Origin of the sequence: Citrobacter sp. Cu231 (assembly GCF_030332265.1) — a bacterium.
Classification (GTDB): Bacteria; Pseudomonadota; Gammaproteobacteria; order Enterobacterales; family Enterobacteriaceae; genus Citrobacter; species Citrobacter meridianamericanus.
Genome location: NZ_JAOWIE010000034.1, coordinates 32,005 through 52,946 on the forward strand (window position 1 = coordinate 32,005; position 20,942 = coordinate 52,946).

General features: G+C 52.3%; 19 protein-coding genes and 1 other annotated feature. Of the genes, 13 read left to right on the plus strand and 6 right to left on the minus strand.

Annotation, left to right across the window (positions count from 1 at the left end):
* The first annotated feature begins 7 nt into the window (after nucleotides 1-7).
* Nucleotides 8-1,234: a YidR family protein gene (locus OGY15_RS11100; RefSeq protein WP_286539171.1), complete on the plus strand. Its 1,227-nt coding sequence runs from the start codon at nucleotides 8-10 to the stop codon at nucleotides 1,232-1,234.
* A 1-nt stretch (nucleotide 1,235) separates the two neighbouring features.
* Here OGY15_RS11100 and OGY15_RS11105 read toward each other — a convergent pair whose 3' ends face one another.
* Nucleotides 1,236-1,571: a YceK/YidQ family lipoprotein gene (locus tag OGY15_RS11105; protein ID WP_370607881.1), complete on the minus strand. Its 336-nt coding sequence runs from the start codon at nucleotides 1,569-1,571 to the stop codon at nucleotides 1,236-1,238.
* A 235-nt stretch (nucleotides 1,572-1,806) separates the two neighbouring features.
* Nucleotides 1,807-1,879, plus strand: a sequence feature (ROSE (Repression Of Heat Shock gene Expression) occurs in the 5'-region of heat shock genes and acts as an RNA thermometer to modulate expression.).
* Here OGY15_RS11105 and ibpA point away from each other — a divergent pair.
* From ibpA to OGY15_RS11120, 3 genes are all read left to right on the plus strand, one after another.
* Complete coding sequence (gene ibpA / locus OGY15_RS11110; protein WP_003023882.1) at nucleotides 1,873-2,286, plus strand: small heat shock chaperone IbpA; 414 nt, start codon at nucleotides 1,873-1,875, stop codon at nucleotides 2,284-2,286. Its footprint overlaps the feature before it by 7 nt.
* A 92-nt stretch (nucleotides 2,287-2,378) precedes the next feature.
* Nucleotides 2,379-2,807, plus strand: coding sequence for a small heat shock chaperone IbpB (gene ibpB, locus OGY15_RS11115; protein WP_151217127.1), 429 nt, complete (start codon nucleotides 2,379-2,381; stop codon nucleotides 2,805-2,807).
* 124 nt (nucleotides 2,808-2,931) lie between these two features.
* The gene (locus tag OGY15_RS11120; protein ID WP_151217125.1) at nucleotides 2,932-4,593 is read left to right on the plus strand and encodes a putative transporter; all 1,662 of its coding nucleotides are present in this window, start codon (nucleotides 2,932-2,934) and stop codon (nucleotides 4,591-4,593) included.
* 2 nt (nucleotides 4,594-4,595) lie between these two features.
* On the opposite strand, the gene OGY15_RS11125 is transcribed toward OGY15_RS11120, so the two are convergent.
* Nucleotides 4,596-5,312, minus strand: coding sequence for a GntR family transcriptional regulator (locus OGY15_RS11125; protein WP_049000657.1), 717 nt, complete (start codon nucleotides 5,310-5,312; stop codon nucleotides 4,596-4,598).
* A 224-nt stretch (nucleotides 5,313-5,536) separates the two neighbouring features.
* Between OGY15_RS11125 and OGY15_RS11130 the strand changes: the two genes are divergently transcribed.
* Nucleotides 5,537-7,156 (plus strand): alpha-glucoside-specific PTS transporter subunit IIBC, encoded by a 1,620-nt coding sequence (locus OGY15_RS11130; protein WP_286539174.1) that lies wholly within the window; start codon nucleotides 5,537-5,539, stop codon nucleotides 7,154-7,156.
* Nucleotides 7,153-8,475: a 6-phospho-alpha-glucosidase gene (locus tag OGY15_RS11135; protein ID WP_286539176.1), complete on the plus strand. Its 1,323-nt coding sequence runs from the start codon at nucleotides 7,153-7,155 to the stop codon at nucleotides 8,473-8,475. Before OGY15_RS11130 ends, OGY15_RS11135 begins: the two co-directional genes overlap by 4 nt.
* Here the strand turns inward: OGY15_RS11135 and OGY15_RS11140 are convergent.
* Nucleotides 8,472-9,365 carry an AraC family transcriptional regulator gene (locus OGY15_RS11140; protein ID WP_286539178.1) on the minus strand — a complete coding sequence of 298 codons (894 nt, stop codon included), beginning with the start codon at nucleotides 9,363-9,365 and terminating at the stop codon, nucleotides 8,472-8,474. The genes OGY15_RS11135 and OGY15_RS11140 overlap by 4 nt on opposite strands.
* Nucleotides 9,366-9,531: 166 nt before the next feature.
* Here OGY15_RS11140 and OGY15_RS11145 point away from each other — a divergent pair, with 166 nt between their 5' ends.
* The 5 genes from OGY15_RS11145 (at nucleotide 9,532) to OGY15_RS11165 (ending at nucleotide 14,645) form a co-directional block, all read left to right on the plus strand.
* The gene (locus OGY15_RS11145; RefSeq protein WP_286539180.1) at nucleotides 9,532-11,247 is read left to right on the plus strand and encodes a solute:sodium symporter family transporter; all 1,716 of its coding nucleotides are present in this window, start codon (nucleotides 9,532-9,534) and stop codon (nucleotides 11,245-11,247) included.
* Nucleotides 11,244-12,737, plus strand: a complete 1,494-nt coding sequence (locus OGY15_RS11150; RefSeq protein ID WP_210904068.1) for a sulfatase-like hydrolase/transferase — start codon at nucleotides 11,244-11,246, stop codon at nucleotides 12,735-12,737. The genes OGY15_RS11145 and OGY15_RS11150 overlap by 4 nt, the downstream gene beginning before the upstream one ends.
* A 99-nt stretch (nucleotides 12,738-12,836) precedes the next feature.
* Nucleotides 12,837-13,184 (plus strand): YidH family protein, encoded by a 348-nt coding sequence (locus tag OGY15_RS11155; RefSeq protein ID WP_057101861.1) that lies wholly within the window; start codon nucleotides 12,837-12,839, stop codon nucleotides 13,182-13,184.
* The gene (locus OGY15_RS11160) at nucleotides 13,174-13,536 is read left to right on the plus strand and encodes a DUF202 domain-containing protein (protein WP_151217117.1); all 363 of its coding nucleotides are present in this window, start codon (nucleotides 13,174-13,176) and stop codon (nucleotides 13,534-13,536) included. Before OGY15_RS11155 ends, OGY15_RS11160 begins: the two co-directional genes overlap by 11 nt.
* A complete protein-coding gene (locus OGY15_RS11165) occupies nucleotides 13,533-14,645 on the plus strand; it encodes an anaerobic sulfatase maturase (protein ID WP_187259910.1) in 1,113 nt (370 codons plus the stop codon). Before OGY15_RS11160 ends, OGY15_RS11165 begins: the two co-directional genes overlap by 4 nt.
* A 2-nt stretch (nucleotides 14,646-14,647) precedes the next feature.
* Here OGY15_RS11165 and dsdA read toward each other — a convergent pair whose 3' ends face one another.
* Nucleotides 14,648-15,970 carry a D-serine ammonia-lyase gene (dsdA, locus tag OGY15_RS11170; protein WP_187253915.1) on the minus strand — a complete coding sequence of 441 codons (1,323 nt, stop codon included), beginning with the start codon at nucleotides 15,968-15,970 and terminating at the stop codon, nucleotides 14,648-14,650.
* 17 nt (nucleotides 15,971-15,987) lie between these two features.
* Complete coding sequence (gene dsdX / locus OGY15_RS11175; RefSeq protein WP_151217111.1) at nucleotides 15,988-17,325, minus strand: D-serine transporter DsdX; 1,338 nt, start codon at nucleotides 17,323-17,325, stop codon at nucleotides 15,988-15,990.
* 229 nt (nucleotides 17,326-17,554) lie between these two features.
* Here dsdX and dsdC point away from each other — a divergent pair, with 229 nt between their 5' ends.
* Nucleotides 17,555-18,481 carry a DNA-binding transcriptional regulator DsdC gene (dsdC, locus tag OGY15_RS11180; RefSeq protein ID WP_151217220.1) on the plus strand — a complete coding sequence of 309 codons (927 nt, stop codon included), beginning with the start codon at nucleotides 17,555-17,557 and terminating at the stop codon, nucleotides 18,479-18,481.
* 77 nt (nucleotides 18,482-18,558) lie between these two features.
* Nucleotides 18,559-19,641, plus strand: a complete 1,083-nt coding sequence (locus OGY15_RS11185; protein WP_286539489.1) for a cellulase family glycosylhydrolase — start codon at nucleotides 18,559-18,561, stop codon at nucleotides 19,639-19,641.
* On the opposite strand, the gene emrD is transcribed toward OGY15_RS11185, so the two are convergent.
* Entirely contained in the window at nucleotides 19,568-20,752 is a 1,185-nt protein-coding gene (emrD, locus tag OGY15_RS11190) for a multidrug efflux MFS transporter EmrD (protein WP_151217108.1), read from the minus strand. The genes OGY15_RS11185 and emrD overlap by 74 nt on opposite strands.
* Nucleotides 20,753-20,942: the final 190 nt, after the last annotated feature.

Here is a 20,942-nt window from a genome sequence, read left to right on the forward strand (position 1 = left end):
GCATTCCATGAAGCAAATCACCTTTACGCCGCGTAATCATCAGCTTACCAATATCAACACCTGGACACCGGACAGCCAGTGGCTGGTTTTTGATGTACGTCCTTCCGGCGCATCGTTTACCGGAGAGACGATTGAACGCATCAATATTCACACCGGCGAGCTGGAGGTGATTTATCGCGCGACACAGGGATCGCATGTTGGCGTAGTGACCGTTCATCCAAAGTCGGAAAAGTATGTATTTATTCATGGACCTGAAAATCCAGATGAATCATGGCATTACGACTTCCATCATCGGCGTGGAGTGATTGCTACGCAGGCAGAAGTGAAGAATCTGGATGCGATGGATATTACTGCGCCTTACACGCCGGGCGCGCTGCGCGGTGGTAGTCATGTGCATGTTTTTAGCCCAAACGGCGAGTTTGTCAGTTTCACCTATAACGATCATGTGCTGCATGAGCGTTCACCGGCGCTGGATTTACGCAATGTCGGTGTGGCTGCGCCGTATGGTCCGGTGAAGGTATCCGCGCAGCATCCCCGTGAATACAGCGGGAACTCTTGGTGCGTGCTGGTGAGCCAGACGACACCAACGCCAAAACCAGGTAGTGATGAGATTAACCGCGCTTATGAAGAAGGCTGGGTGGGGGATCATGCGCTGGCATTTATCGGTGATACCTTGTCGGCAAATGGCGAGAAGGTTCCCGAGCTGTTTATCGTCGATTTGCCACGGGATGAAAACGGCTGGAAAAAGCCGGGCGAGGCACCGCTGGAGGGTTCTGAGGCGACAATGCCTGCGCCTCCGTCTGGCGTTGTTCAGTGTCGTCTGACGTTTACCCATAACCGTGCTTTCCCTGGGCTGGTGAATCAGCCGCGCCACTGGGTGCGCAGTAATCCACAGGCGTCTGAGATTGCGTTTTTAATGCGTGATGACGGCGGTATAGTGCAGCTATGGTTGATTTCCCCACAGGGAGGAGAACCACGTCAGCTTACCCGCTGCGAAACGGATATTCAGTCGGCATTCAACTGGCATCCGTCGGGAAAATGGCTGGGATTTGTACTGCAGAACAGAATCGCTTGTTGTGATGCTCAGACGGGAGATATTGATTTTTTAACGGAGCGTCACGGCAACCCGCCGTCGGGCGATGCGATCGTCTTCTCTCCTGATGGTCAACAGGTTGCGTGGATGAAAGACGTCGAGGGTTTCCGCCAACTGTGGGTGACAGAAACCGGGCGTTAACTTAAGGCGCTGGCATTTTTGCCGGAGGGATAACGGCGTTTGTGGCCTGCGTCCTCTCCTCGCTCTTTTCTACACGGGATCTCACCGAGCTATCTTTGCGAAAGAGGTCCCACGGAAGCAATACCGTATCCAGGACAACGGTAAACGGCATATCCAGAATCGCCAGCGACTTGGTTCCCCAGTTTGTATCACTTTCGCTAATCATTGTGGCACTGGCGCGCGTGCCAGGATACGTCCCTTCCTTGCCGCCGGTATGCGACATAATGCTGGAACAGCCGCTCACAAACGCCATCCCGCTGCACATTGTCAGTGTTACCAACATTTTTTTTATCATCATTTATTCATCTGTATTTATCGTGTTTGCATGGTGAGTTAAAGCGATCCGTTGCGAAAATAACATCACCATTTCGTCGCACTTTGGCGGCTATCGCGATTTAACGATAACAACTGCTCCCCCCAGTGTATGCAATAGACAACAAACTGCAAAAAAAGTCAGATGAATACGCTTGAAAAGTTTGGTTTAAGACCCACTTTTAGGATGTAGGCAAATGAAGGGCATGCCTGATGGGTGTCCTGGCTACCTGACCTGTCCATGATGGAAGGTCCATTATCCTCGCTGATTTCAGGAGCTATTGATTATGCGTAACTTTGATTTATCCCCACTGTACCGTTCTGCTATTGGTTTTGATCGCCTGTTTAACCTGCTGGAAAACAACCAGGGCCAGAGCAATGGCGGCTACCCTCCGTACAACGTTGAGCTGGTAGACGAAAACCATTACCGCATTGCGATAGCCGTTGCCGGTTTTGCTGAAAGCGAACTGGAAATCACTGCCCAGGACAATCTGCTGGTGGTGAAAGGCGCCCATGCGGACGATCAAAAAGAACGTACTTACCTGTATCAGGGCATTGCCGAGCGCAACTTTGAACGTAAGTTCCAGTTAGCGGAGAACATTCATGTTCGCGGCGCAAACCTGGTGAATGGTCTGCTGTATATCGATCTCGAGCGCGTAATTCCCGAAGCGAATAAGCCGCGCCGCATCGAAATCAACTAATTCTGTGGGCCGCTTCGGGCGGCCTTGTTAAATCATCGGCTTGCCGTCAGGGAGCCGACATGTACCTACTCGCTTCTTAGAAGGAGATTATTATGCGTAACTACGATTTATCCCCACTGCTGCGTCAATGGATCGGTTTTGACAAACTGGCCAACGCCTTACAAAACACCGGTGAAAGCCAGAGCTTTCCTCCTTATAACATCGAAAAGAGCGATGATAACCACTATCGCATTACGCTTGCGTTAGCCGGTTTCCGCCAGGAAGATTTGGATATTCAACTGGAAGGCACGCGTCTGACCGTGAAAGGGACGCCGCAGCAGCCAGAAAAAGAGACTAAATGGTTGCACCAGGGGCTGGTCACTCAGCCGTTCAGCCTGAGCTTTACGCTGGCTGAAAATATGGAGGTCTCCGGCGCAAGCTTCACTAACGGCTTGCTGCATATCGATTTGACCCGTAATGAACCTGAAGCCATTGCTCCACAACGTATCGCTATCAGCGAACGTCCCGCATTAAATAGTTAAATAGCTCCATGCCTTTGCCCCGCCAGAAATGACGGGGCTTTTTTGTGCTTTACCACCCATACATTGCGACTGTACTCTGCGAGAATCCATTTACTTAATGATGTTATTCACAGGGAACAGGATAATGAGTGATATAGCATTGACGGTCAGCGTTCTGGCATTAGTGGCGGTTGTCGGATTATGGATCGGCAACGTAAAAATACGTGGTGTGGGTTTTGGCATCGGAGGTGTACTGTTCGGCGGTATTATTGTCGGGCATTTTGTCGATCAGGCAGGGATGACCCTTAGCGGCGATATGCTGCATTTTATTCAGGAATTTGGCCTGATCTTGTTCGTCTACACCATCGGTATCCAGGTCGGACCGGGCTTTTTTGCGTCATTGCGCGTTTCGGGCCTGCGGCTGAATCTGTTTGCCGTGCTGATTGTCATCATGGGTGGCCTGGTCACCGCTATTCTGCATAAGCTTTTTGCCATTCCTCTTCCCGTGGTGCTGGGTATATTCTCCGGAGCGGTCACCAATACCCCGGCGTTGGGGGCCGGGCAGCAAATTCTGCGCGATTTGGGTACGTCTGGCGATGTGGTAGACCAAATGGGGATGAGCTATGCCATGGCTTATCCATTTGGTATTTGCGGTATTTTGCTCACCATGTGGCTGATGCGCATGATTTTTCGCGTTAACGTCGATGCTGAAGCCAGGCAGCATGAGTCCACACTGACCAACGGACACGCGCTAATTCAGACGATGAATATCCGCGTGGAAAACCCGAACCTCAACAATATGGCCATTCAGGATGTTCCGATCCTGAACAGCGATAAAATCATCTGCTCGCGACTGAAACGTGAAGAAACATTGATGGTGCCATCGCCGGGAACGGTTATCCAGATGGGGGACCTGCTGCACCTGGTCGGGCAGCCAGCCGATCTGCACAACGCGCAGGTGGTGATTGGTCAGGAGGTGGACACATCGTTGTCGACGCGCGGGACTGATTTACGCGTTGAGCGCGTGGTGGTCACCAACGAACAAGTGCTGGGTAAACGTATCCGCGATCTGCACTTTAAAGAACGTTACGACGTGGTGATCTCCCGCCTGAACCGTGCGGGGGTTGAACTGGTAGCCAGCAGCGATGCCAGCCTGCAATTCGGGGACATTCTCAATCTGGTAGGGCGGCCTTCGTCGATTGATGCTGTTGCCAATGTTGTCGGTAACGCGCAGCAAAAACTGCAGCAGGTGCAGATGCTGCCGGTATTTATCGGTATCGGACTGGGTGTTCTGCTGGGGTCAATCCCGCTGTTCATTCCGGGTTTTCCGGTGGCGTTAAAGCTGGGGCTGGCCGGTGGGCCGCTGATTATGGCTTTGATTCTTGGACGTATTGGCAGCATCGGTAAGCTGTACTGGTTTATGCCTCCCAGCGCTAACCTCGCGCTGCGAGAGTTGGGTATCGTGCTGTTTCTCGCGGTGGTTGGTCTGAAGTCAGGCGGTGATTTTGTTCATACCCTGACGCAAGGCGATGGCCTGAGCTGGGTGGGTTACGGTATTTTTATCACCGCGATTCCGCTGATTACCGTTGGCCTGCTGGCGCGCCTTCTCACCAAAATGAACTACCTGACGCTGTGTGGCATGTTGGCTGGCTCAATGACCGATCCTCCTGCGCTGGCGTTTGCTAACAACCTGCATGCCACCAGCGGGGCGGCAGCGCTCTCCTACGCCACCGTTTATCCGCTGGTCATGTTCCTGAGGATTATCACCCCGCAACTGTTGGCGGTGATCTTCTGGGGAATGGGTTAACGTCAGGACGGGTCCGGGTGGACGCGCCGTAAGTGGTAGTCCACCTGGTATTCGCTGGCGTTTCTGAACATGACTGAATAATTTAGAAATTCCCCGCTATCACTGTATGACAACGAGGTAATGCGTAATAACGGCGTCTGTTCAGGTACGTTCATCTGTGCGGAGAGCTGCTTATCGGCAAGAACGGGGGTCAGACTTTCATAGTTGCCGCTGATTGTTATCCCGCACTCTTTCTCAATGTAATCGAATTTTGACCCTTCCAGATGTGCCAGTGACAGATTACGGAATAATTTTACCGGCATGTAGCTGTCTTCAAGCATCAGCGGTTTGCCATCCACATAGCGAACACGGCGTGAGAAGTGGATACGTTCATTAATCTGGATACGCAGCTGACTGGCAATTGCCGGTGGTGCGGGCATCACTTCAAAAACCAGTACCTCACTGGTGACTTCTTTTCCCTGTCTCTTCAGCACTTCCGCCAGTCCGGTTAGATTGGTGGTTTCATGATGGACATCTTTGCGTGCTACATAAGTTCCACTTCCATGACGGCGTACGACCAATCCCCAGCCAATTAACATATCAATTGCTTTACGGATCGTCATTCGTGACACCGCAAACTCTTCGGCAAGTTTTTTTTCGCCAGGTAGCGGGCTACCGATGTTGTAATCAGAAGAATTCAGGCGAATTCGTAGTCGTTCCGCAATTGATTTGTAGATCACTACCAGACCTCTTTTTTCTTTTAATCACCGCACCATAGACCTTTTGATGTCTAACTTTTACGTGAAAAGTAGACCTCATTGTCGAAATTAAAACCATGAAAGCGATCACGAATCGTAGCGGCATACCATGTCCGGAGGATCGCAACTTTCTATTCTCGTATCAGGCCAGCAATGACGAAAAAAAAGGCCTCTCCCCCTACTGGTTGTTCTATGAGGATGTGAAAATGCTCAGTCAAATACAACGCTTTGGCGGCGCGATGTTCACCCCGGTGCTGCTGTTTCCCTTTGCTGGTATCGTCGTGGGTATCGCTATTATGTTGCGCAACCCGCTCTTTGTGGGCGAAGCGCTTACCGATCCCAACAGTTTGTTCGCCCAAATCGTTCATATCATCGAAGAAGGTGGCTGGACGGTATTTCGTAATATGCCGCTGATTTTCGCCGTTGGTCTGCCTATTGGTCTGGCAAAACAGGCTCAGGGCCGCGCTTGTCTGGCGGTATTGGTCAGTTTTCTGACGTGGAATTACTTCATCAATGCCATGGGTATGACATGGGGACATTTCTTCGGCGTGGATTTTAGCGCAGACCCGACTGCTGGCAGTGGTTTAACGATGATGGCTGGAATTAAAACGCTTGATACCAGCATCATCGGTGCAATTGTCATTTCCGGTATTGTTACTGCTCTACATAACCGTTATTTCGATAAACCCTTGCCAGTATTTCTCGGTATTTTTCAGGGGACATCGTTTGTGGTGATCATTGCCTTCCTGGTGATGATTCCCTGCGCCTGGCTGACGCTGCTGGGTTGGCCAAAGGTGCAAATGGGGATTGAATCTCTGCAAGCTTTTCTGCGTTCTGCAGGTGCGCTGGGGGTATGGGTGTATACCTTCCTGGAGCGTATTTTAATTCCGACCGGGCTGCATCATTTCGTCTATGGGCCATTTATTTTCGGCCCTGCCGCGGTGGAAGGCGGCATCCAGGTCTATTGGGCGCAACATTTGCAGGAATTCAGCCAAAGTACTGAGTCGTTGAAAACGCTGTTCCCTGAAGGTGGGTTTGCCCTGCACGGCAACTCGAAAATCTTTGGTTCATTAGGCATTGCTCTGGCGCTCTACTTCACCGCCGCCCCGGAAAACCGGATGAAGGTGGCGGGACTATTGATCCCCGCTACGCTCACGGCTGTGCTGGTTGGGATTACCGAACCGCTGGAGTTTACCTTCCTGTTTATCTCTCCCTTATTGTTTGCTGTACATGCCGTGCTGGCGGCTTCCATGGCGACGGTAATGTATCTCTGCGGCGTGGTAGGCAACATGGGCGGCGGTCTGCTTGATCAGTTCTTACCGCAAAACTGGATCCCAATGTTCCACAACCATGCCGGAATGATGTTCACCCAGATAGCGATTGGTCTGGCCTTTACCGTGCTCTATTTCGCCATCTTCCGCACCCTGATCCTGCGCTTCAACCTGAAAACGCCAGGGCGAGAAGACAGCGAAATCAAACTCTATACCAAAGCTGATTACAAAGCTGCTCGTGGGCAAACCACCGCCGCATCGCCGGAGACCAAACTGGGTCAGGCTGCGGGTTTTCTACAGGCGTTAGGCGGCGCAGGCAATATCGAGAGTATTAATAACTGCGCTACTCGCCTGCGTATTGCGCTTCACGACATGGCACAAACGCAAAGCGATGACGTCTTCAAAGCGTTGGGTGCGCACGGTGTTGTGCGCCGCGGCAACGGTATTCAGGTCATTGTTGGTTTGCACGTTCCTCAGGTACGCGAGCAGCTCGAAACGCTAATGAAATCTTCTTTATCAAACGAACAGATCCCCATGACGGAGGCAGTATCATGAAAAAATTCTCAGTGGTTATCGCAGGTGGCGGTAGTACCTTTACGCCGGGCATCGTGCTGATGTTGCTGGCAAATCAGGACCGTTTCCCGCTTCGTGCGCTGAAATTTTATGACAACGATGGCGCGCGCCAGGAAGTGATTGCTGAGGCGTGTAAAATCATCCTCAAAGAACAGGCACCGGAAATTGAGTTTAGTTACACCACCGATCCTAAAGCAGCATTTACCGATGTCGATTTCGTGATGGCGCATATCCGAGTGGGTAAATACCCAATGCGCGAACAAGATGAAAAAATCCCATTACGTCACGGGGTGTTAGGTCAGGAAACTTGCGGGCCGGGTGGGATTGCCTACGGAATGCGTTCTATTGGCGGCGTGCTGGAACTGGTGGATTATATGGAAAAATATTCACCAAATGCCTGGATGCTTAACTATTCCAATCCGGCGGCAATTGTTGCTGAAGCCACGCGTCGGCTGCGTCCAAATGCGAAAATCCTCAATATTTGCGATATGCCTATCGGTATTGAAGGGCGGATGGCGCAGATCGTTGGCCTTAAAGACCGCAAACAGATGCGTGTGCGTTACTATGGACTGAACCACTTCGGCTGGTGGACATCGATTGAAGATCTGCAGGGGAACGATCTGATGCCGAAGCTGCGCGAATATGTGGCGCAGTATGGTTATGTTCCTCCGTCAAACGACCCGCACACAGAAGCAAGCTGGAACGATACCTTTGCGAAGGCAAAAGATGTACAGGCGCTGGATCCAGATACCATGCCGAATACATATCTGAAATACTATCTATTCCCGGATTACGTGGTGCAGCACTCTGATCCGCAGCGCACGCGCGCCAATGAGGTGATGGACCACCGTGAAAAACAGGTGTTCGGTTCCTGCCGCGCAATCATTGAGGCGGGCAATTCTGCCGCTGGTGAGCTGGAGATTGACGAACATGCTTCTTACATTGTCGATCTGGCGGCGGCTATTGCCTTTAATACTCAGGAAAGAATGTTGCTGATTGTGCCGAACAACGGGGCCATTCATAACTTTGACGATGAAGCGATGGTCGAGATCCCATGCCTGGTAGGGCATAACGGCCCGGAACCGTTGACGGTGGGTGATATACCTCAGTTCCAGAAAGGGCTGATGAGCCAGCAGGTAGCGGTTGAGAAGTTGGTGGTTGATGCCTGGGAGCACCGTTCTTATCAGCGTTTGTGGCAGGCTATCACCTTGTCGAAAACCGTACCGAGCGCATCTGTGGCAAAAGCGATTCTTGATGATCTGATCGAGGCCAACAAAGCGTACTGGCCGGAATTGCACTAATCCTGTTGACCGGCATCCTTTGGGTGCCGGTCCGCATGTTTCAATACCGCCGACGGTGCATAGCCAAACTTGTGTTTAAACGCTTTGCTGAAATGAAACGAGTCAAAGAAGTTAAGCATATCCGCCACCTGTCCGACCGTATTTCCCTCCTGTTTTAGCAGTGACAGCGCCAGTTCCAGCCGGGCATCCAGATAATATTCCTTCGGCGTTTTGCCGGTATAACGTAAAAAAAGACGACGTAGCCAGGCTTCGCTACAGGGAATAGTTGCTGCCATCTCCGCTATGTTCCAGCGTTTTTGTAGGCTGGCATGTAGAGTGGCAATCAGTTTTTCAATTTGCATCCGCTGCGGGTCTTTTTTACCTTCAGCGTAAATAAGACAAATCCATTGATAAATCATTTTTGTAAGAAAAGCGACGGCCAGATTATTTTTCATTGAGTCTGAAGAAGTAATTAATCGTGAAACTTCAGCCAGCTCCTGATTATAAATGTCACCATTATAAATAATATTTTGTTGGCCTAGCGGAATATCCATTACGCTGGTTGGTGTGAACTCCATCCAGTATTGTTCCCATACTAACCCTTCGCAATGATAAGACTGTATATCGGTCGGTTTTAAAAAGATTATACAGTTCCCGTTGAGAGTAATCTGTTCGCCGCCTTTTAGCAGGATTTTTCCACAGCCCTGGACGGTATAGACGGCAACCCAAGAATTAGCTATCAGTGGCTTTTTCTTATCGCGCGGCCAAATAACCCGGTAATGTTCGTCGGCATAGGTGTGCCACAGCGAGATCAATGAAATTCCGCTTGAGATCACATTTTCGTTAATCAACAGGGGAATATTGTATGTAGTTTCGTTTTTTACATGCGAACTTTGCATCTTTCCATTCATTTTAATTTCCCGCCGGAGAATTATGCCCACAACCTGAACTTAACAGAAAAAATCCGTTCAGGGATATGACGTTTTTATTTTATGAAATCTGACTGCCTGACCCGGTGCGCAATACCTCCTGTTACACCCTACAGCTACCGGGACATAATGAAAAAAGGGCTATGAGATGAATACGCTACAAATTTTAAGCTTTGTGGGCTTTACGCTGCTGGTGGCGGTAATCACCTGGTGGAAGGTACGCAAGACGGATACCGGATCGCAACAAGGGTATTTTCTTGCCGGGCGTTCCTTGAAAGCACCAGTGATTGCGGCGTCACTGATGTTAACTAACCTTTCGACCGAGCAGTTGGTTGGTCTGTCTGGTCAGGCTTACAAAAGCGGAATGTCGGTCATGGGCTGGGAAGTTACCTCTGCGGTGACGCTTATCTTTCTGGCGCTGATCTTTCTGCCTCGCTATCTGCAACGTGGTATCGCTACGATCCCGGATTTTCTTGAAGAACGCTACGATAAAACAACACGGATTATTATCGACTTTTGCTTTCTTATTGCCACTGGCGTCTGCTTCCTGCCGATTGTGCTTTATTCAGGGGCGCTGGCGCTGAACAGTCTTTTTCACATCGGTGAATCACTCAATATTTCTCAGGGTGCCGCAATCTGGTTACTGGTTATTTTGCTGGGCATTGCCGGAATTATTTATGCGGTGATCGGCGGCTTGCGCGCAATGGCGGTGGCTGACTCCATCAATGGTATTGGCCTGGTGATTGGCGGACTGATGGTACCCGTGTTTGGCTTGATTGTGATGGGCAAAGGCAGTTTTTTACAAGGTATCGAGCAACTGACCACCGTGCATGCGGAGAAATTAAACTCAATCGGCGGAGCGAACGATCCGTTGCCGATTGGTGCGGCCTTTACCGGTTTGATTCTGGTGAATACTTTCTACTGGTGTACCAATCAGGGCATCGTGCAGCGTACGCTGGCCTCCAAAAGCCTCGCTGAAGGGCAGAAAGGGGCATTGCTCACAGCGGTATTGAAAATGCTCGATCCGCTGGTACTGGTATTACCGGGCTTAATTGCTTTTCATCTGTACCAGGATCTGCCAAAGGCGGATATGGCCTATCCGACACTGGTGAATAACGTGCTGCCTGTTCCTTTAGTGGGGTTTTTCGGCGCGGTTTTATTCGGCGCGGTAATCAGTACGTTCAATGGATTTTTAAACAGCGCCAGTACCTTATTTAGTATGGGCATATACCGGCGAATTATTAATCAACATGCACAACCGGAACAGCTGGTTCGCGTTGGTCGTAAATTTGGTTTTTTTATCGCGGTAATTTCCGTGCTGGTAGCGCCTTGGATCGCTAATGCGCCAGAAGGGCTCTACAGCTGGATGAAACAGCTCAACGGTATTTATAACGTGCCGCTGGTGACCATCATCATTATGGGATTCTTTTTCCCGCGCATTCCCGCGCTGGCAGCAAAAGTCGCCATGGGACTCGGTATTGTCAGCTACATCACCATCAACTATCTGGTGAAATTCGACTTTCACTTCCTTTACGTACTGGCCTGTACCTTCTGCATCAACGTGGTGGTCATGCTGGTCATCGGTGTTATCAAGCCGCGTGCCATGCCGTTTAAATTCCATGATGCTTTCGCGGTAGATATGAAACCGTGGAAAAACGCCAAACTTGCCTCTGTCGGTATCCTGACTGCGATGATCGGCGTCTATGCCGGGCTCGCACAGTTCGGCGGGTACAACACGCAATGGCTGACCATTCTCTGCTACTCAACTACGGCGGCAGTGATGATGTATTTGATGTACAGCAGTTGGCAGACGCGGCGTAACGCGACTGCACAATGTGTCCCTGACGCTAAGGATGAAGCATGACCCGGCCCAATTTTCTGTTCATTATGACCGATACCCAGGCGACCAATATGGTCGGCTGCTACAGCGGTAAGCCGCTGAACACCAATAATATTGATAGTCTGGCAGCGGAAGGTATTCGCTTTAACTCGGCCTATACCTGTTCACCAGTGTGTACGCCGGCCCGCGCAGGGCTGTTTACCGGGATTTATGCCAACCAGTCCGGGCCGTGGACCAATAACGTCGCGCCGGGGAAAAACATTTCCACTATGGGGCGCTACTTTAAAGATGCGGGCTACCACACCTGTTATATCGGCAAGTGGCATCTCGACGGACATGACTACTTTGGGACCGGCGAATGTCCGCCAGAGTGGGATGCTGATTACTGGTATGACGGGGCAAATTATCTCGCAGAACTGACGGATAAAGAGATCGGTTTGTGGCGTAATGGACTCAATAGCGTGGAAGATTTGCAGGCCAATAACATTGATGAGACGTTCACCTGGGCGCATCGTATCAGTAACCGGGCGGTCGATTTTCTCCATCAGCCTGCGCGTGCCGAGGAACCGTTTCTGATGGTGGTTTCCTATGACGAGCCGCACCATCCGTTTACCTGTCCGGTCGAGTATCTGCAGAAATATCAGGACTTTTATTACGATCTCGGTGCGAAAGCGCATGACTCTTTGCTCGATAAGCCCGAGCACCATCGTCTGTGGTCGCAAGCCATGCCATCCCCGGTTAGCGATGACGGGCGCTACCACCATCCGCTCTATTTTGCCTGCAACGACTTTGTTGATGATCAGATAGGTCGGGTGATCAATGCCTTGACGCCGCAGCAGCGAGAGAATACCTGGGTCATTTATACCTCCGACCACGGTGAGATGATGGGCGCGCATAAACTCATCAGTAAAGGGGCCGCGATGTATGACGACATCACACGAATTCCGCTGATTATGCGCCCGCCGCAAGGGGAGCCTATACAGGTAGACACACCGGTCAGCCATATTGATCTGCTGCCGACGATGATGGTGCTGGCGGGTATTGAGAAGCCGCAAATCCTGCCAGGTGAAAACATTCTTGCCGTTGAAAAGCCGCGCGGTGTGATGGTGGAGTTCAACCGTTATGAAATTGAACATGACAGTTTTGGCGGATTTATCCCGGTACGCTGCTGGGTGACGGACGACTGGAAACTGGTATTAAATCTGTTTACCAGCGATGAGCTTTACGACAGGCGTAACGATCCAGATGAACTACACAACCTGATAGATTCGCCGCAATTGGCCGATGTTCGCTGCCAGATGCACGACGCGCTGCTGGACTACATGGATAAAATCCGCGATCCGTTTCGCACCTATCAGTGGAGTTTGCGTCCGTGGCGTGCTGATGCCATACCGCGCTGGATGGGGGCTTTCCGCCCGCGCCCTGAAGACGGCTATTCTCCGGTGGTACGTGATTACGACACCGGTTTACCGACCCAGGGCGTAAAAGTGGAAGAGAAAAAGCAGAAGTTCTGACTACAATGCCAGTTGGCGCAAATATCCTTATTTGCAACTTACTTGTAGGCCGGATAAGGCGCTAGCCACCATCCGGCAATGACAACCAGAGGAGTTTGGATGAAGATTTCCCGCCTGGGTGAAGCGCCGGATTACCGCTTCTCGTTGGCAAATGAACGCACTTTTCTGGCGTGGATCCGCACCTCGCTGGGGTTTCTGGCGGCGGGTGTGGGTCTTGACCAATTGGCTCCGGATTTTGCCACGCCGGTGATTCGTGAACTGCTGGCACTGTTGTTGTGTCTGTTTGCCGGCGGTCTGGCGATTTATGGCTACCTGCGCTGGTTGCGCAATGAAAAGGCAATGCGCCTGAAAGAGGACTTGCCGTACACTCATAGCCTGTTAATCATCAGCCTGATTTTAACGGTAGTTGCGGTGATTGTGATGGCGCTGGTGCTGTATGCCGGATAGCCGTAAATCGCGACGGATCGCCGATCCTGGTTTACAACCGGAACGTACCTCGCTGGCCTGGTTTCGCACGTTGTTGGGCTATGGCGCGTTAATGGCGCTGGCGCTGAAGCACAACTGGCATCAGGCGGGTTTCCTGTTTTGGGTTTCAATTGTAGTGCTGACGCTGGTGGCGATTGTTCTTTGGCGCTATACCCGCAGTCGCAACCTGATGGATGTCAGTCATAGCGATTTTTCTGAATCTCGCGCGGTGCGTGACAAATTTATGATCTCCCTCGCGGTGTTATCCCTCGCAATACTGTTTGCTGTAACGCATGTCCGCCAACTTATGGCATTTATCGGGAATTTAGCATGACAGGATGTCAGGTCATGGCCAAGCCGGCCAGCTCTCGTTGTAATCTCGATTGTCGCTACTGTTTTTACATTGAGAAACCCACTCAACCCGCAATGGATGACGCTACCTTAGAGACGTTTATTCGCCAACATATCGCTGCGCAGCCGGGGCCCGAAGTGATGTTCGCCTGGCAGGGGGGCGAGCCAACTCTTTGTGGCGTAGACTTTTTTCGCCGCGTTGTGACGTTGCAAAAACAGTACGGAGAAGGGAAGCAAATCCATAACGCTTTCCAGACCAACGGAATTTTGCTCAATGACGAATGGTGTCAGTTTTTACGCGATAACGGCTGGCTGGTTGGGATCTCTCTGGATGGCCCGGCCGAGTTGCACGATGCTTATCGCGTTAACCGCAGCGGAAAACCGACGCATCATAAGGTGATAGAGGCTATTGCTAAACTTCGTGAGTATCAGGTGGAGTTCAATCTGTTGGTGGTGATTAACCGCCTGAACAGCCAGCAGCCCGAACAAATGTATCGTTATCTTCGCCAGCGCGGCACGCCCTTTCTGCAGTTTATTCCGTTGGTTGAATATGATGAAAAAGGCGAGCTTACCGCCGACTCCGTCCCGCCGCAGGCGTGGGGAACCTTTCTGAATTCCGTCTTTGATATCTGGGTCAGAGAAGATATTGGTCGCGTATTCGTCCAGCTATTTGATTCAACCCTCGGGGTATGGTGCGGGCATCCGGCGCAGATGTGTTCGCTAAGCTCCACCTGCGGGCATGCTTTTGCCCTGGAAGCGAATGGCGATTTGTATCAGTGCGATCACTATGTCTACCCTGATTATCGCCTGGGTAATATTCATCACACCTCGCTGAGTGAGCTCAATGCCAGCTCTCGGGCTGCGGAGTTTGGTCAGGCTAAGAGAACCACGCTGAGCGCGGAATGTCAGGCGTGTTCGCTTCTGCGTTTTTGCCACGGCGACTGCCCTAAGCACCGTGGCAGAAATGGAAAGAGTGCGATTTGCGGCGGATACAGCGCTTTTTTCAACCATACCGCGCCGCATATGCGCGTAATGCGTGATCTCATTAAGCAGCATCGTTCACCCGCGGAGCTGATGGCGATGCTGCGCTGAGATTAGCGCCCTTTCGCCAGGTACTGCGCCATTTCGGCTTCCGGCACCATACCGCCGCCGGTCGCCCACACGAGGTGTGTGGCGTTATTGAGCTGCGCTGCGCTAAATCCGTGCATGTGCTGATAGTCAGTGGAGGCGCAAACGTGCTGCGGACCGGTCATCCCCGCCAGCGCCGACGGCTCAAGGCGAATGCCTTCTTCCTGCGCCAACCAGCCCAGCATGTCGTACAGGGTCTGATCGTCCAGGGTATACAGACCGTCGAGCAGACGTTCCATCGCCCGGCCAACAAAGCCCGAGGCGCGACCGACCGCCAGCCCGTCCGCTGCCGTCAGGTTGTCGATACCGATGTCCTGTACGGAGATGGTATCGTGTAGCCCGGTATAAATCCCCAGCAGCATGCACGGGGAGTGGGTTGGTTCCGCGAAGAAACAGTGCACGTTATCGCCAAACGCCAGCTTGAGGCCAAACGCCACGCCGCCAGGGCCGCCGCCGACGCCGCACGGCAGATAGACAAATAACGGATGCTCGGCATCCACTACGCGCCCCTGCTGGGCAAACTGCGCTTTCAGACGCTGACCGGCGACCGCGTAGCCTAAGAACAGCGTGCGGGAATTTTCATCATCGATAAAGAAGCAGTTTGGATCGGACTGTGCCGCCTTACGACCTTGTTCAACCGCCACGCCGTAATCTTCTTCGTACTCCACTACCGTCACGCCGTGGCTGCGCAGCTTGGCTTTTTTCCACGCGCGGGCATCGGCAGACATATGAACCGTAACGTTAAAGCCGATCCGGGCGCTCATGATGCCAATCGACATCCCGAGGTTGCCGGTGGAACCGACTGCGATGCTGTACTGGCTGAAGAACTGTTTAAACTCCGGCGAAAGCAGAATGCGGTAATCGTCTTTGGTGGTCAGCAGACCGGCTTCCAGCGCCAGTTTTTCCGCATGGGTCAGTACTTCATAAATGCCGCCGCGCGCTTTGATTGAACCGGAAATCGGCAGATGGCTGTCTTTTTTCAGCAGGAGTTCGCCGTTAATGTGCTGCCCGAACTCTTTTTCCAGCCGTTTTTGCATGGCCGGGATTGCGGCCAGCTCAGATTCGATAATGCCTCCGGTAGCGGCAGTTTCCGGGAAGGCCTGCGCCAGATACGGTGCGAAGCGCGTCAGACGCGCGTGGGCATCCTCAACGTCGTGTGCTGTCAGGCCAACATAGGGTAAACCTTCCGCAAGAGAGGTGGTGCCAGGGTTAAACCAGGTTGTCTCTTTCAGAGCCACCAGATCTTCCACTAAAGGATGCTGGGCGATAAGTGTTTGAATGTTTTCCATAGTCAGTCTCTTCGCGCTTAGATAATAAAGGAAAGCAGGAATGTGCAAGCCAGTGCAATAACGGACGCGATAAATGTCGCGGTCGTATAGTATTTGAACGTTTCATTGAGGGTGGCGCCGCAGTACTGCTTCACCAGCCAGAACAGGGAATCGGTGACGATCGTGCAGCCAATAGCGCCGGAACCGATGGCAATAGCGATGATCTCCGGGCTCACGTTAGGGTAGAGTGGCAGCATCGGTGCCACGATTGCCGTCGCGCCCATCATCGCAACGGTGGCAGAGCCTACCGCCGCATGCAGAATCAGTGCGACCAGCCACGCCAGCAGAATCGGGTGCATATGCATGTTTGAGAGGATCAGAGCCAGAGTATCCGCCAGCCCGCTGCTCTTGAGGATAGCGTTGAATGCGCCGCCTGCACCGATAATCAGCAGAATGTTAGCAATCGAGCCAAAACCGTTTTCGGTGTGGGTCAGCAGCGTCCCCATGCCAATGTGCTGACGCAGACCGAGAATGTAATAGGCCACGAAAACGGCAATAAACATCGCGGTGATTGGGTTACCGATAAACTCCAGCAGCGTATACAACGTACTGCCTTTCGCCATGTTCAGCTCAGCGACGGTTTTGACCAGCATCAGGCCAATCGGCAGGAGTACGGTAAACAGCGTAGCGCCCAGCGACGGCAGCGTACTTTCGTCGCGCACTTTCAGGTCGGAAAACTCAGCCGGTACCGGTTTAAACGGCAGACGGTTACCGAGGAATTTCAGGTACAGCGGCCCACCGACAAGCGAAGCCATTAAACCCACCAGTAAGCCGTAGACAATTACGGTGCCAATATCCGCGCCCAACTTATTCGCCACGAACAGGGCGGCCGGATGCGGAGGTACGACGCAGTGTACCGCCATCAGCGCCGTACACAGCGGAATCGCCAGCTTCAGTAATGAGGTATTGGTTTTTTTAGCAATCGAAAAGGCCAGTGGAATCAACAGCACCACGCCGACTTCAACGAACAGCGTGATACCGCAAATCAGCCCGACCAGCACCATAATGACGTCCGCGGAAAGCCAACGGCAGCGCTGCAGCGTCAGGCCGATGCGTTCGGCCGCGCCGGACACTTCCATCATTTTGCCCAAAATGGTCCCTAGACCAATAACCGCCGCGAGGAAGCCCAGCGTACCGCCAATACCACTCTCAATGGCATTGACCATATCCAGCGGCCCCATCCCCATCATCGTACCCACGAAGAAACTGGCTAACAGCAGCGCCAGAAACGGGTGGAATTTGAACTTCACGATGGTCAAAACGATTAACACGATGCTTATTAGCAGCGTGCTCACAACCCAGATTTGAGAGTGCATAGCTCACCTTGCCCTGTGATTAATATAGGGTTATTGGACAAAAATAAGGCACGGTCTGACAAACGATATAAATCTCCTTTCACATGAGCCAGATTGCATCAAATGAGTGATTTGCGTCTAATTACGCTGCATTTATGCGATATGGTTCACCTTGATTCATCTTTATGCTGATTTTTACAGCGAACTTTTTTACACTCCGGCGAATGAATCAGGAGGACAGGAGGTGAATTTGGATCCCCTACGCGAGGTCAGAAACCGGCTGCTCAACGGTTGGCAGCTGTCAAAACTGTATACCTTTGAAGTGGCGGCCCGGCATCAATCGTTTGCGTTGGCGGCAGATGAGTTATCGTTAAGCCCCAGCGCCGTTAGCCATCGCATTAATCAGCTGGAAGAGGAACTGGGCATTCAGTTGTTTGTCCGTTCGCACCGTAAAGTGGAACTCACCCACGAGGGTAAGCGGGTGTTCTGGGCGCTGAAATCGTCGCTGGATACGCTCAACCAGGAGATTCTTGATATTAAAAATCAGGAGCTGTCCGGGACGCTCACTGTCTACTCACGGCCCTCTATCGCTCAGTGCTGGCTGGTTCCGGCACTCGGCGACTTTACGCGTCGCTATCCGTCGATTTCGCTGACCGTGCTAACCGGAAACGACAACGTCAATCTGCAGCGCGCCGGTGTCGATCTGGCTATCTATTTTGACGATGCACCCTCTGCGCAGCTTACACACCACTTCCTGATGGATGAAGAGATCCTGCCGGTATGCAGCCCGGACTACGCTCGCCGCCATGACCTTACGGGTTCGCTGGTGAATTTGCCGCACTGCACCTTGCTGCACGACAGACAGGCATGGAGTAACGACTCAGGAACCGATGAGTGGCACAGTTGGGCACAACATTTTGCGGCGAATCTGCCGACATCGTCGGGGATTGGTTTCGATCGCTCTGATTTAGCGGTAATTGCCGCCATGAACCATATCGGCGTGGCGATGGGCCGAAAGCGGTTGGTTCAAAAACGTCTCGACAGCGGAGAACTGGTCGCGCCTTTTGGCGATATGGCGCTGAAATGCCATCAGCATTACTACATCACCACATTGCCAGGCAGGCAATGGCCGAAAATTGAGGCATTTATCAGCTGGCTTCAGGAGCAGGTTAAATAAGCGGACTGCGAATATTTTTACGCGTTCTCACTACACGGAAAGTCAAAAAGCATGCTAAATACGTGATATCACTCCTGATGATTTGCGTAAGGACGACCGTGTTAAAGCCGATAGTTTCCCTTTTACTGTTAGCCAGCGCCACCGCGTGTGCCGCGCAACCTGCGCTGACGGCGGCGCAATATGCGCAGCAGCTTGGCGTTGGGATGGACGTAGACTGGGCACGCACCGATCGGGGTATCCGAGAATTTGATCCGCTGGTGGTGCGGGACTACAAGGCGAAAGGGTTGGCCCACGTACGCATTCGTGTGGCGGGAGAGCCCACAGAATCGCGGCTGATTCATCTGCGCAAGCTGGTAGAAGCCTGTGAGCAGTATGGCGTGATCCCGATCATTGCCTATCAGGCTGATGAATATAAAAAAGACCCCAGTGCCGGTAACGAAAAAGAGGTGGTTAACTGGTGGGTGGCAGTGGCGCATTATTTTGGTCAACGCTCGCCGTTGCTGGGTTTTGACCTGATATATGACCCCTCTGATAAGCTCTACCATAATCAGGCATCGCTCAATCGCGTGTATGACAAAACCATTCGAACCATCCATGCCATCGATCCACAGCGAATGATTTTTATCGCGCCGAAACTGCATGCCGCTCCGGAAGATTTGGCCAATCTAAAGCTGCCGCCGCAAAGTCAGAATACCGTGCTGGCCCAATGGCATATTTTTCCGTGGGGACCGATGAAAAATAACGGCAAATATCCGTGGACATCAGGGACTGCGGCAGAAAAGGCCGCCATTCGCGCGCGTATCAATACCGCCATTCATTGGCAGCAGAAAACAGGTCATCTAAGTTGGGTTGGAGGCTGGTCGCCAGGAGAGACCATCAGAAACCCGCCTTCTGCTTCGCAAATGGCGTTTGCACGCTTTATGGCGTGCGAGCTGAAAAAAGCGAAAATTCCCTATGCTATCAATGCGGATACGCAGTTCTATGATGGTGAGGAGGGGGCCTGGCGTCCGGCGCTGGAGCCGTTGCTGACGACGATGATCGCGCCAGAATGCGAAAAGCCCGGCGATATGCCGGGCCATCATACGCTTAAACCGCCTGTCCCTGATGCGATACGCGTGACGCCAGCGGAAGCCAGCAAACAAAAATCAACAGCCCCATAAGGGTCATCAGCAGACCCAGACTGGCTTGCCCGGTTTGCGGCAGCATGGCAGAGAACCATGCCAGCACGCCGGAACCAATGTTCTGTAATCCTCCAACCAGCGCGCCAGCCGTGCCTGCCAGGAACGGGAAAGGCTCCATTGCGCCGCTGGTTGCCAGAGGAAACAACATTCCGGCACCGAAGAAAAACAGTGCGGCAGGAACCAGCAGCGTCCAGACGTTCATCACGTCAAACAGCCCTGGGATCCACATCATTAAACCCGCTACCAGACAGCAGGTCACCGACTGCCACATTAGCGTCGAGAAACGCTTATTCTGACGACCGGCAAACCATGCACCGAAAAATGCCGCCGGGATGGGCAGAATAAACAGGATACTGACCACCATGCTGCTCAGACCGAGTCGTGCGCCCAACAACACCCCGGAGCAGGCCTCAAAGACCGCAACACCCGCCAGACCACCGATCAACATCAGCACGTAACAGGTGAAAGCGCTATTACCAAACAAGGTTTTGTAGCTGGCGATCAGTCGTGGACGCGGCGCACCCGCAGGGCGCGTTTCCGGCATCCAGCGTGCCATGCTAAACGTCACGCCCGCACACAGAATCAACAGGAAAATATAGCAGGCGCGCCAGTTCCACACTGTGTCCAGCACACCACCAATCAGCGGAGCTAACAGCGGACTGACCAGGATCCCCATGTTTAACAGACTATTGGCGTGGCGCAGTTGCGTGCCTTCGTACAGATCGCGCGGTAACGTTCGCGCCATCACACCGCCGACGCCCGTTCCCATCCCCTGGATGGCGCTGGCGATAATCAGTACCGTCAGGCTATGGGTGGTAATCGCGACAAGTGTGGCCAGCATAAAAATAGACATTCCGGCGAGGATCACCGGGCGGCGCCCTACGCGGTCAGAAAGGGGACCGTAAACCAGTTGCGACACGCCGTAGGTCAGCAGATAGGCGGCCATCACGCTTTGTACCGCCCCTTCGCGAACGTTCAGTTCACGCGCCATATCAGCAATCGCGGGGATATAAATGGTTTGCGCCATCTGACCTACCGCCACCAGTAATACCAACATCAACAACAAATTGACGCTTCTATGCCTTTTCATTTCGCTGATTACTTTTAAAAAAGAGAAAAAAGAAGAATAAGGTGCTGCACTTTCCCGTAAATGCGCGTGGAATCTACCACAACAGAAAAAGAAGGCCAGATAGTGGGCTGGAAAGTTTACGTGATGGACGGCAGGAAATGTAAACAAAAAGCGGCAACAAATGTTGCCGGATTGCATCGGGTTTACAACG

Coding starts and splice junctions, on each gene's coding strand:
- OGY15_RS11150 (WP_210904068.1), top strand. CDS start 11,244: ATGACCCGGCCCAATTTTCTGTTCATTATGACCGATACCCAGGCGACC.
- dsdA (WP_187253915.1), bottom strand. CDS start 15,970: ATGGAAAACATTCAAACACTTATCGCCCAGCATCCTTTAGTGGAAGAT.
- OGY15_RS11145 (WP_286539180.1), top strand. CDS start 9,532: ATGAATACGCTACAAATTTTAAGCTTTGTGGGCTTTACGCTGCTGGTG.
- OGY15_RS11120 (WP_151217125.1), top strand. CDS start 2,932: ATGAGTGATATAGCATTGACGGTCAGCGTTCTGGCATTAGTGGCGGTT.
- OGY15_RS11165 (WP_187259910.1), top strand. CDS start 13,533: ATGACAGGATGTCAGGTCATGGCCAAGCCGGCCAGCTCTCGTTGTAAT.
- ibpA (WP_003023882.1), top strand. CDS start 1,873: ATGCGTAACTTTGATTTATCCCCACTGTACCGTTCTGCTATTGGTTTT.
- OGY15_RS11140 (WP_286539178.1), bottom strand. CDS start 9,365: ATGAATGGAAAGATGCAAAGTTCGCATGTAAAAAACGAAACTACATAC.
- ibpB (WP_151217127.1), top strand. CDS start 2,379: ATGCGTAACTACGATTTATCCCCACTGCTGCGTCAATGGATCGGTTTT.
- OGY15_RS11100 (WP_286539171.1), top strand. CDS start 8: ATGAAGCAAATCACCTTTACGCCGCGTAATCATCAGCTTACCAATATC.
- emrD (WP_151217108.1), bottom strand. CDS start 20,752: ATGAAAAGGCATAGAAGCGTCAATTTGTTGTTGATGTTGGTATTACTG.
- dsdX (WP_151217111.1), bottom strand. CDS start 17,325: ATGCACTCTCAAATCTGGGTTGTGAGCACGCTGCTAATAAGCATCGTG.
- OGY15_RS11185 (WP_286539489.1), top strand. CDS start 18,559: ATGATTTGCGTAAGGACGACCGTGTTAAAGCCGATAGTTTCCCTTTTA.
- OGY15_RS11135 (WP_286539176.1), top strand. CDS start 7,153: ATGAAAAAATTCTCAGTGGTTATCGCAGGTGGCGGTAGTACCTTTACG.
- OGY15_RS11160 (WP_151217117.1), top strand. CDS start 13,174: ATGCCGGATAGCCGTAAATCGCGACGGATCGCCGATCCTGGTTTACAA.
- OGY15_RS11155 (WP_057101861.1), top strand. CDS start 12,837: ATGAAGATTTCCCGCCTGGGTGAAGCGCCGGATTACCGCTTCTCGTTG.
- OGY15_RS11105 (WP_370607881.1), bottom strand. CDS start 1,571: ATGATGATAAAAAAAATGTTGGTAACACTGACAATGTGCAGCGGGATG.
- OGY15_RS11130 (WP_286539174.1), top strand. CDS start 5,537: ATGCTCAGTCAAATACAACGCTTTGGCGGCGCGATGTTCACCCCGGTG.